Origin of the sequence: Micromonospora echinofusca, assembly GCF_017614955.1 — a bacterium.
Taxonomy (GTDB): Bacteria; Actinomycetota; Actinomycetes; order Mycobacteriales; family Micromonosporaceae; genus Micromonospora; species Micromonospora echinofusca_A.
In genome coordinates this window covers 1-10,219 of the sequence record NZ_WVUH01000267.1, presented here as the reverse complement: position 1 = coordinate 10,219, position 10,219 = coordinate 1, and the positions used below count along the sequence as shown (strand labels likewise).

Below are 10,219 nucleotides of genomic sequence, written 5' to 3'. Positions count from 1 at the left end.
GGTCGGTGGTGATCCGCGTGCCGTCGGGGTCGACGAGGGTACGACCGGTGAAGAAGGCCAGGTGCTCCCGGGGCAGGCCGGCGGCGGTGATCTCGGCTTCCAGCCCCCAGGAACGGTAGATCTCCATGGTGCGGATGCTCAACGCCCGGCCCTTGGGGAACGTCGCGGTGTCCGGGTGCCGTTCGACCAGGGTGGCCGGTACGCCGAGCTGGGCGAGCCGGATGGCCAGGCTCAGCCCGACCGGTCCACCCCCGACGACCAGTACCGGGACGGCCGGATCAGCGCCGGGGGAGGTGCTGCGGCGGGCGGTGCCCGTACCCCAGCGGCCGCCCGGCGGTCGCCGCGACAGCCGTCGGTCCCGTGGCCGGTCCCGACCCGGCCCCCGGCCGGGACGCGTGGCAGCGGGCTGCCCCGCGCAACCGTCCGTCCGTCCGTCGGCCGCCGGATCGTCGTCGGGTCCGGCGGCCCCACCGGTTGGCTCTCGGGTCGGTCGCGCATCACTCGGATGGTCACGCACCGGCACCGCCGGGGTGCGCTACGTCGATTGCCCGCATGCCCAGTAGTCGGGTCCCGGCCCGTTCTGGTTCCCGGTCACTTGAGAAGTTCTCGGAAACGTCGATCTCCGCAGCCGCCCGGTCCGCCCTCCTTTCCGGCTTCTACCAGCTAGTTGACATTGGACTGTGGTCATTTGAGGATGAGGCACGGGCCGGTCCGGGCGGTCGCCAGCGGCCGTCGGGCCCGCCACGCCGGCACCGTGCCCCCGTCCCGATGCGGCACGCCGGACAGTAGAAGGGCGACCATCGCGATGACCGACTCCCCAGTACCCCGGTGGCGACGCCGGCTCCCCGTACCCACCGTCCTGGCCGCCGCGACCGCCGTCGCGCTGCTGGTCAGCCCCGCCTCGGCCACCGTGCCGGAAGCGGTCGCGCCCACCGTCGACCTCGTCCGGGACGCCGGTGAGCAGGCCAGCGTCGTCGAGGTGCTGCTCACCGGCACCGCACAGCTGGACGCGCTGGTGGCCACCGGCGTCGACCTCGACCACCACGTCTCGCGTACCGAGACCGGTGTGGTCGCGCACGCCGTGGTCACACCCGGCGAGGCCGCCGCCCTGACCGGGGCCGGTTTCCGCCTCGGCCGGGTGCTGCACCGCCCCGACGACGCGCAGGCCCGCGTCGCCGAACGGGAGGCGACCATCGCCGGGCACCGCGCCGACAACCGGCAGTTCACCACCTCGGTGGCGACGGCGTCGACCACCTCCGACGTCAGGATCATCCGCGCCGACTACTACACCTCCGGCACCAGCCAGGTGCTCTCGGTGGAGGCCAAGTGGGCCCAGGGCCAGACCGTGGGTACCGCGCTCACCGTCGAACGCGACAGCGGTCCCGGTACCGCGCTGGGCTCCGGCGGTACGCAGACCATCAGCCGGTTCGTCGACGCGGGGGTGTACCTCTACCACCGGGGTGCCGCCACGGTCACCAGCCGCCCCGACTACGTCCGGATCACCAGCCCGACCGGGGACGTCGCGGTCGCCAAGGTCCAGGAGTGGCTGCCCACCCCGGGCAGCGGCCCGGAGGGGCCCGGCTACCAGAAAAACTTTGTCACCAGCTACCTGACCCCGACCGAACTGTACGACCGGATCCACCGGCTCGCCGCCGAGTTCCCCGACCTGGCCGAGATCGTCGAGCTGCCGTACCGGACCAACGGGTACCGGCGCCACGCGCAGGCCGTACTCGGTACCGCGTCGGCCAGCCGGGTCGCCGTGGACTCGCTGGCCTGGGGACACCAGGGCGGCAACGACCTCACCGTGGAACTCGCCGACCCCGGCACCCCGGACGCCGCCCTGACGGTGACCGTGACCGGCAACGCGGTCCGGGTGGGGCTGGCCACCGACGGCACCGGCGCGGTCACCAGCACCGCCGCGCAGGTCGTCGCGGCGCTGAACGCCGGGGCCGGCACCCTGCTGCGGGCGTACACCTACCGGGGCAGCGCCGGTACCGGCGTGGTCGCCCCGGCCGCACCGGCCGCGCTCAGCGACGGGTTGAGCGCGCCGGCCGGTGTGTCGCGTGACCCGCACCCGGTGTACGCCATCCGGATCGGCAAACACCGTGACGGTTCCAAGCTCGGGGTGCTCGCCTACGCCCAGGAGCACGCCCGGGAGTGGGTGCCCCCGCTGGTCACCGTCGAGACCGCCGAGCGGCTGCTGCGCAACTACGGCCACGACGGGCAGACCAAGCAGCTGCTGAACAACCTCGACATCTGGATCGCCCCGTCGATCAACCCCGACGGTGGGCACTACTCGTTCTACGACTTCAACTCCCAGCGCAAGAACATGACCAACCACTGCCCGCTCACCGGCTCGGCCGACTTCCTCGGCCGTAACTCGTGGGGCGTGGACAACAACCGCAACTACACCGAGTACAGCCTCTTCGACGGCTACTCCGGCGCCTCCACGAGCTGCACCAGCGGCACGTACGCCGGGCCGAGCGAGCTGTCCGAACCGGAGAACCGCAACCTCGACTGGCTGGCCGCCCGTCCGAACATCCGGTTCTCGATGAACCTGCACTCGTCCGGCAACTACTTCATGTGGTCGCCCGGCGCGTACGCCCTGCCCGACCGGCTCTCCGCGCCGCGTCCCACGCTCGCCGAGGAGTCGGCCTTCTGGGGTGCCTCCGCGCGGATCCTGACCGCGATCAAGCGGCACCGCAACATGGCGGTCACCCCGGCGCGTACCGGTCCGATCTCCGACGTGCTCTACTCCGCCGCCGGCAACTCCGGGGACATGCTCTGGTACCGGTACGGCATCTACGCCTGGAACTTCGAGGTCGGCACCTCCTTCCAGCCCGAGTGGGCGGAGGCGCACGAGGAGACGATGGAGTTCGCCAACGGTCTGGTGGAGATGATGCGGGTGGCCCGGGACTTCGCCAAGGACCGGACCCGGCCGGAGAGCAGCCTCACGGTCACCCCGGGCGTGGCCGCGGGCACGGTGGACGTCACCTTCGGCACCAGCGAGCCGGCGGCGGTCTTCTACACCCTCGACGGCAGCGTGCCCACCTACTCGTCGACCCTGTACGGCTCCGCCGGTATCCGGGAGGGCGGGGAGACGCTCACCGTACCGGCGGGTACCACCGTGCACTGGTTCTCGGTGGACTCGGCGGGCAACGTGGAGAACAACTACACCCCCGACGGCAGCGGCCGGAACTTCCGTAAGGCGCCGGCGGTCGTACCGGCCGGCTGACCCGGGCACGACGACGGCGGCGGTGCCCCCGGGGGCACCGCCGCCGCTCCTCGTTTCCGTCGGCCGGAGACCCGCTCAGAGGTCCAGTACGAGCCGGTCGGACGCGCTGCGCCCCACGCAGATCATCATGGTCTGCCCGGTGGCCCGTTCCTCGTCGGTCAGCAGCGAGTCCCGGTGTTCCGGGGTGCCGGCCAGCACCCGGGTCTCGCAGGCCCCGCAGTAGCCCTTCTCGCAGTCGTACGACAGGCCGGGCAGCGTCTCGCGGAGCACCTCGATCAACCGGCGGTCGGCGGGTACCCGCACGGTCCGGCCGGTGCGGGCCAGCTCCACCTCGAACGCGGTGTTGTCGGCCGGGTCGAAGGTCACCTCCAGGTCGTCCCCGGCGGTGAACCGCTCGACGTGCAACTGGCCGCCGAGCCCCAGCCGGTCGCACTCCCGCTCGACGGCGGTGATCATGCCGGTCGGGCCGCAGCAGTAGACCGCCGTGCCGGGGCCGGCCGTGGCCAGGACCGCCGGCAGGTCGAGCAGGCCCTGCTCGTCCTGCGGCACCAGGGTCAGCCGGTCACCGACCAGCTCGCACAACTCGTCGGCGAAGGCCATGGACCGCCGGGACCGCCCGCCGTAGACCACCCGCAGCGGCCGGCCCTCCCGGCTGGCCTGGCGCACCATGGCCAGGATCGGGGTCACCCCGATGCCACCGGCGAGGAACAGGTAGTCCCCGGCCGGTACCAGCGGGAAGTGGTTGCGGGGGCTGCGCACCGACAGCGGGACGCCGGCGCGGGCGAGGGTGTGCAGTTCGACCGAGCCGCCCCGGCCGTCCGGTTCGCGGAGCACGGCCACCCGGTAGTGCCGCCGGTCGTCCGGGTCGCCGCAGAGCGAGTACTGCCGCAGCCGGCCCGACGGCAGCCGGAGCCCCAGGTGGGCGCCGGGGGTCCAGGGCGGCAGGTCGCCCTGCCCGGGGTGGGTGAGGGTCACCGCGAGCACGCCCTCGGCGACCGGTTCGGCGGCGGTGACGACCAGGTCCAGGTCCCCGGGGAGGACGGCCGCGTCGGCGCTGCCGGCGGTCGCGGCCGGGCCGGCGGACCGCCGGCCGGGGGTGAAGACCGCCGGGATCGCGTCCCAACCGGACTGGTTGCCCCGGGTGGGGTACGCGACGAGGCCGTCCTCGACGACCCGGAAGTCCGGCAGCCGGCCGAGCACCTGGGTGATCATCTCGCGGAACATCGCCCGGGCCAGGTGCGCCCCGGCGCAGCGATGGGTGCCGATGCCGAAGCTGAGGTGCCGGGTGGCGTCCCGGTCCAGCCGGACCTGCTCGGGTTCGGCGAAGACGGCCGGGTCGTGGTTGGCCGAGACCCAGGGGATCAGCACCCGCTCGCCGGCCCGGACCGGGCAGCCGCCGACCTGCGTGTCGACGCGGGTGGTGCGGGCCATCGACTGGGAGGGGGCGAAGACCCGCAGGAACTCCTCGGTGGCCGTGTCGAGCAGGTCCGGCGAGTCGATCAGCCGCTGCCGCTGCTCCGGGTGCCGGCTGAGGTGCACCAGCACCGAGCCGGTCAGCGAGGTGGTGGTGTCCACGCCCCCGGCGATCAGCAGCCCGATCACCGAGACCAGCTCGTCCTCGCCGTACCACTGGCCGGCGCCGGTGGGGGCGTCGGCCGGGCGGCGGGCGGTGGCCAGGACGGTGACCGCGTCGTCGGCCGGGGTGACCCGGCGTTCCCGGACCAGTTCGCGGATGCGCTGTTCCAGGTACGCCAGGCCGGCGGCGCCGCGCCGGGCCCGTTCGCTGTCGGCGGGGGCGGCGAAGATGTCGTGGATCGGGCCGGCCAGCCGGGCCCAGTCCGCCTCGGGGAAGCCCAGCCAGTCGAGGGTCACCGCGGCGGGCAGCGGGTTGGTCAGGTCGTGGACGAAGTCCACCGAGCCCCGCTCGACGAACGCGTCGACGATCCGGGTGGTGTGCCGGGCGATCATCGGCCGGAGCCGGTTCACCGCGTCCGGGGTGAGCAACGGGTTGATCAGGTCCCGGTACTCGGTGGCCTCGGGCGGGTCCAGCTCGATCGGGTACTGCTCCAGGCCGGGACCCCGGGGGATGACGATGGCGGTGCCGTCGCCGCCGGGGACCGTCCGGGAGGAGGAGAAGGTGGCATCGTCGCGCGCGATCCGCACCACGTCGGCGTAGCGGGTGGTGTAGACGAAACCGCCGTGGGCCGTGGTGTGGCCGACCGGGCAGGTCTCGCGGAACGAGCGGTAGTAGGCGACCGGGTCCGCCGTGCACTCGGCGGAGTGGTGGTCGAAGTGAAGATCGGTCATGGCGGACAGGCTCCACACGTGGATCGACGCCGCGCGGTGTTGCCCAGCCGCGCCACTGGGGGGTTGGTCGGTAGCCTATGTCGCAACGTATTGCGAGACAATGTCTTGTCGAGTGAAAGATCACCCTGGGGTGGCGCTGCGCTGACCTGCCCTTCGCCGTTACGGCAGGGTCAGGACCGCCTTGCCGACGGTACCCGCCCGGACCGCCGCCACCGCCTCGTTGATCTGGTCGAACGGGAAGTGGGTGAGCAGTGGGTCGACCGGGAACCGGCCGGCGGCGTGCAGGTCGAGCAGCTTCGGCAGGAACACCTGCGGGATCGCGCCCCCGGCGATGATCCCGGTGATCGTCCGGCCGTTGAGCACGCTGCGCCAGTCGAAACTCATCGTCGGGCTCGGACCGATGCCGATCACGCCGCAGTGGCCCAGTGGACCGAGCGCCTCGACCGCCGTGCGGAGCACCTGCTCGCGTCCGGTGGTGTCGATGGCGAAGTCGAAGCCGTCCGGGGCGATCTCGCGCAGTGCCGCCGCCGCGTCGGTACGGCCCGAGTCGACGACGTGCGTGGCGCCGAGCGTGCGGGCGGTGGCGAGCTTGTCGGGGTTCACGTCCACCGCGGCGATCACGGCGCAGCCGCTGAGCGTGGCGGCGAGCAGCGCGGCCACCCCGACGGCCCCGGCGCCGAAGATGACCAGCGACGATCCGGGCCGGGGCCGCAGCACGTTGAGCACCCCGCCGGCCCCGGTGGAGAACCCGCAGCCGAACGGCCCGACGTGGGCCAGGTCGATGTCCCGGGAGATCGGGACGACGGCCCGGGCCGGTGCGACGACGTGGCTGGCGAAGGACGACTGGCCGAGGAAGTGCCCGTTGACCTCCTCGCCGTCCCGGCTGAGCGCGGTGGTGCCGTCCGGGCGTCGGCCGGTGAAGTTGACCGCGTCGAAGCGCCGGCAGTACGCCGGTGAGCCGGTCAGGCAGAGCGGGCAGGTGCCGCACGAGGTGAAGCTCATCGCCACGTGGTCGCCCGGCGCCACCGTGGTGACCCGCGAGCCGACCTGCTCGACGACGCCCGCGCCCTCGTGGCCGAGTACGGCCGGGGTGGGGAAGAAGGTCGAGAACTCCAGGTCGGTGCCGCAGACGCCGACGCTGTGCACCCGGACCAGCACCTCGTCGGGGCCGGGCGGGGCGAGGTCGATCTCCTGCGGGACGAAGGGACCTCCGGCGGTCTCCAGAACGGCGGCGGTGACGCGCATGTGCTTCCTCCAGTGGCCACGGTGGGCCCGGCCGGTGGGGGTGTGTGGGGGTCCGGACACCGGCGGGCCAGTGGGCCAGACGATCCGGTGGACGGTTTCAGTCTCGCAAAGAGATACAGCATCTTGACATGCGGAATATGACGGGTCAAGGATGCCGGTATGGCCGACCTTGAAGTTCCCGCTGCCAGGCAGCTCGTCGACGGAGACTGGACCCCCGCCCATGACGGTGCGGAGTTGTCCGTCATCGACCCGGCGACCGGGCAGGACATCCAACCGGTCGCTGCGGCCGGCCCCGCCGACATCGACGCCGCCGTCGCCGCCGCCCGCCGGGCGTTCCCCGCCTGGGCGGCCACCTCACCGTCCGAACGCGGCGCGGCCCTGCGCCGCTGGGCCGACCTCGTCCTGGCCCACGTGGAAGACCTGGCCCGCCACGAGGCGCAGGACGTCGGCAAGCCGCTCTCCGGCGGGCGGCTGAACATCTTCATCGCGCACAGCATCATCGAGTACTTCGCCGGCGCCGCCGACAAGCTCACCGGGGTGACCCTGCCGACCCGCAGCCGGGACTACCTCGGCTACACCCTGCTGGAGCCGTACGGCGTCTGCGCCGTGGTGATCCCGTGGAACGTGCCGGCGGTGCTCACCGCCGCCAACGTCGCACCGGCGCTCGCCGCCGGCAACACGGTCGTGCTCAAGGCCTCCGAGGTGGCCCCGCTGGCCCCCTTCGCGCTGGGTGAACTGGCCCGCCGGGCCGGGCTGCCGCCGGGCGTGCTCAACGTCGTCACCGGGCTCGGCCCGACCGCCGGTGCCGCCCTGACCGGGCACCCCGGCGTCGACCACATCAGCTTCGTCGGTTCGACCGGCACCGGTCGGGCGATCATGCGCGCCGCCGCCGAGAACCTGGTACCGGTCAAGCTGGAACTGGGTGGCAAGTCGCCGAACGTCCTCTTCGCCGACGCCGACCTGGACGTCGCCGTCCCGGCGATCGTCGCCTCGATCACCGAGAACGCCGGCCAGAACTGCTACGCCGGCTCCCGCCTGGTCGTCGAGGACAGCATCGCCGACGCGGTCGTCGAACGGGTCGCGGAGGCGATGAAGGCGATCCGGATCGGCGCCTGGGACCGGGACCTCGACATGGGTCCGCTGGTCAGCGAGGCCCAGTACCGCCGGGTGCTCGGCTTCCTGGACGAGGCCCCGGCCGCCGGGGCGAAGCTGGTCACCGGCGGCGGCCCGGCCGCCACCGACGACACCGGCCCCGGCTGGTACGTCGCGCCGACCGTCTTCGACCGGGTCGACCCGGGGATGCGGCTGGTCCGGGAGGAGGTGTTCGGCCCCGTCCTCGCCGTCCAGCGGTTCTCCGGTACCCGACAGGCCGTCGAGCTGATGAACGACACCGACTTCGGGCTGCTCGCCTGCGTCTGGACCAACGACGTGTCCCGGGCGCTGCGGGTCGCCCAGGAGGTCCGGGCCGGGCAGGTCGCGGTCAACCAGTTCCACGACGCCGGGGTCATCGGGTTCCCGTTCAACATGCAGAAGGACAGCGGTTTCAGCCGGGGAGGTGGCTACACGGCCCTGCGGGAGTACACCCAGGAGAAGGCGGTGGCCATCCGTCTGCTGGACCGCTGACCCGGCATGCGTTCCTCCGCGGTACCCCACCTGGCGCTGGCCGCCGGACAGACCCCGGCCGGGTTCGAGCGGGCGCTCACCGACCTGGCCCTGGCCGGGGCGGGCTGGCCCACGCTCGTCGCGCAGGTCGCGGCGCGTACCGGCACCGGATGCCGGCTGATCGGTGACCGGGGCGAGGTGCTGGCCGCCAGCGACGGCGGGACGGCCGGACTCGGGCCGGCCGACCTGGCCCGGGTGCTGGCCCGGCCGGGACCGGTCGCGGTCCGCTGCGCTGACGGCTGGGCCGCCGGTGCGATCCGGGTCGCCGCCGGCGCCCGCCGGCTCGGCGCGCTGCTGCTCGGCGCCCCGGTGACGCCGGCCCAGGTCGGCATCGCCGAGGCGGCGGTGACCGCCGTGCTGATCGAGGCGGTCCGCCGCGAGGCGGCGGGTGGACCACGCCGGGACGACCCGGACGCGCTGGTGGACGCGTTGCGCCAGGGCGGCGGCCAGGACCCGGCCGAGGTGTCCCTGGCCGCCGCCCGGCTCGGCTGGGACCTCAGCCGGCCGCACGCCGGAGCGGTCCTCAGCTACACCGGGCACCAACCGCGCCGGTGGGCCACCGCGGTCGCCTGGCTCGACCGCCCGGTGTACCGGGAGGACGACGTGGTCTGGACGGTGCTCTGCGGTGACGTGCCGCGTGAGCTGACCCGGATCAGGGCCCGGCTGGAGGAGGTGGTCGGCCCGGCCCGGATCCGGGCGGCCAGCGGCCGTACCGTGGCCGACCCCCGGGACACCCCCGGGTCGTTCCGGGACGCCGAGACCCTGCACCGCCTCCTGCGCGACCAGCCCGACGGGGTCGAGCTGCCGTACGAGCGGGCCGGGCTGGCGCAACTGCTGCTCGCCGTACCGCCCGAGCGGCTGTCCGCCTTCGTCGACCAGCATCTCGGTCCGATCGCCGACCGCGACGACCTGCTGCGCACCCTGGAGTGCTGGCTGGCCACCAGCGGCAGCCGGCAGGCGGTCTCCGAGCGGCTGCACCTGCACCGCAACTCGGTCGGCTACCGGGTCAACCTGATCAAACAGATGCTCGGCGTCGATCCGCTCGACCCGGCGGCCGGGGCAGTGCTGCGGACGGCCCTCGCCGCGCGCCGGTTGCTGTCGGCCCAGGCCGACGGGGGACAGCCCGACGGGGGATGACCCGACGGGTGGGCGACGACCCACCGGGTGATGCACCATAGCCGGACGGCCGATACCGGGCGCCGTCCGGCCATCAGCCGTGTTCCCCCGGTCTGACCTGGTGTAACGCGCCGATCAACTCCTTGCCGAGTGTTCCCCCAGCCGTTGACAGGCCCTCATTTTCAGGGGCAGAGTACCTCGCTATGTGGACCAGCGATTCGCGATGCGAGATGACATCCGGTCGTTGACCCGAGGGAGGGTGGCGTGCGAGCAATGATCCAGACCGGTTTCGGGGGGCCCGAGGTGGTACGCCTCGAACACCTCCCCGAACCCGCGCCGGGTCCGGGGGACGTGCTGGTGCGGGTGCGGGCCTGCGCGCTCAACCAGCTGGACAGCCTCCAGCGGCGCGGCCCCGGCCTGCTGCCCGACTTCCGGCTGCCGCACATCGCCGGCATGGACGTCGCCGGACGGGTCGCCGCCGTCGGCACCGCCGTCGACCACCTCCAGCCCGGCGACCCGGTCCTGCTGGACCCGACCCTCGGCTGCGGCAGCTGCGACCGGTGCCGGGACGGCCAGCCCGGCCACTGCCCCTCGATCCGGGTGGTCGGCGGCAACATCCCCGGCGGGTTCGCCGAGTACGTCGCCGTCCCCGCC

The 10,219-nt window shown here is 73.4% G+C and carries 7 protein-coding genes; 4 read left to right on the top strand and 3 right to left on the bottom strand.

Features of this window, described 5'->3' with window-relative positions; genetic code table 11:
* The coding region (locus tag GSF22_RS35835; protein ID WP_208816115.1) for an FAD-dependent monooxygenase at positions 1-517 on the bottom strand (517 nt) is incomplete at its 3' end.
* 288 nt (positions 518-805) lie between these two features.
* Between GSF22_RS35835 and GSF22_RS24640 the strand changes: the two genes are divergently transcribed.
* Positions 806-3,235 (top strand): M14 family metallopeptidase, encoded by a 2,430-nt coding sequence (locus GSF22_RS24640; RefSeq protein WP_208816114.1) that lies wholly within the window; start codon positions 806-808, stop codon positions 3,233-3,235.
* A 75-nt stretch (positions 3,236-3,310) separates the two neighbouring features.
* On the opposite strand, the gene GSF22_RS24635 is transcribed toward GSF22_RS24640, so the two are convergent.
* Together GSF22_RS24635 and GSF22_RS24630 are read right to left on the bottom strand one after the other, a co-directional pair.
* Entirely contained in the window at positions 3,311-5,542 is a 2,232-nt protein-coding gene (locus tag GSF22_RS24635; protein ID WP_208816113.1) for a cytochrome P450/oxidoreductase, read from the bottom strand.
* A gap of 159 nt (positions 5,543-5,701) precedes the next feature.
* Entirely contained in the window at positions 5,702-6,787 is a 1,086-nt protein-coding gene (locus GSF22_RS24630; RefSeq protein ID WP_208816112.1) for an NAD(P)-dependent alcohol dehydrogenase, read from the bottom strand.
* A gap of 159 nt (positions 6,788-6,946) precedes the next feature.
* On the opposite strand from GSF22_RS24630, the gene GSF22_RS24625 reads away from it, so the two are divergent.
* The 3 genes from GSF22_RS24625 to GSF22_RS24615 form a co-directional block, all read left to right on the top strand.
* On the top strand, positions 6,947-8,410 hold the full coding sequence (locus GSF22_RS24625; protein ID WP_208816111.1) for an aldehyde dehydrogenase family protein: 1,464 nt from the start codon (positions 6,947-6,949) through the stop codon (positions 8,408-8,410).
* Between the two features lie 6 nt (positions 8,411-8,416).
* Positions 8,417-9,586 carry a PucR family transcriptional regulator gene (locus GSF22_RS24620; RefSeq protein ID WP_208816110.1) on the top strand — a complete coding sequence of 390 codons (1,170 nt, stop codon included), beginning with the start codon at positions 8,417-8,419 and terminating at the stop codon, positions 9,584-9,586.
* 252 nt (positions 9,587-9,838) lie between these two features.
* Positions 9,839-10,219: alcohol dehydrogenase catalytic domain-containing protein (locus GSF22_RS24615; RefSeq protein ID WP_244454045.1), on the top strand; the 381-nt coding region annotated here is incomplete at its 3' end.

Coding starts and splice junctions, on each gene's coding strand:
- GSF22_RS24630 (WP_208816112.1), bottom strand. CDS start 6,787: ATGCGCGTCACCGCCGCCGTTCTGGAGACCGCCGGAGGTCCCTTCGTC.
- GSF22_RS24635 (WP_208816113.1), bottom strand. CDS start 5,542: ATGACCGATCTTCACTTCGACCACCACTCCGCCGAGTGCACGGCGGAC.
- GSF22_RS24625 (WP_208816111.1), top strand. CDS start 6,947: ATGGCCGACCTTGAAGTTCCCGCTGCCAGGCAGCTCGTCGACGGAGAC.
- GSF22_RS24640 (WP_208816114.1), top strand. CDS start 806: ATGACCGACTCCCCAGTACCCCGGTGGCGACGCCGGCTCCCCGTACCC.
- GSF22_RS24620 (WP_208816110.1), top strand. CDS start 8,417: ATGCGTTCCTCCGCGGTACCCCACCTGGCGCTGGCCGCCGGACAGACC.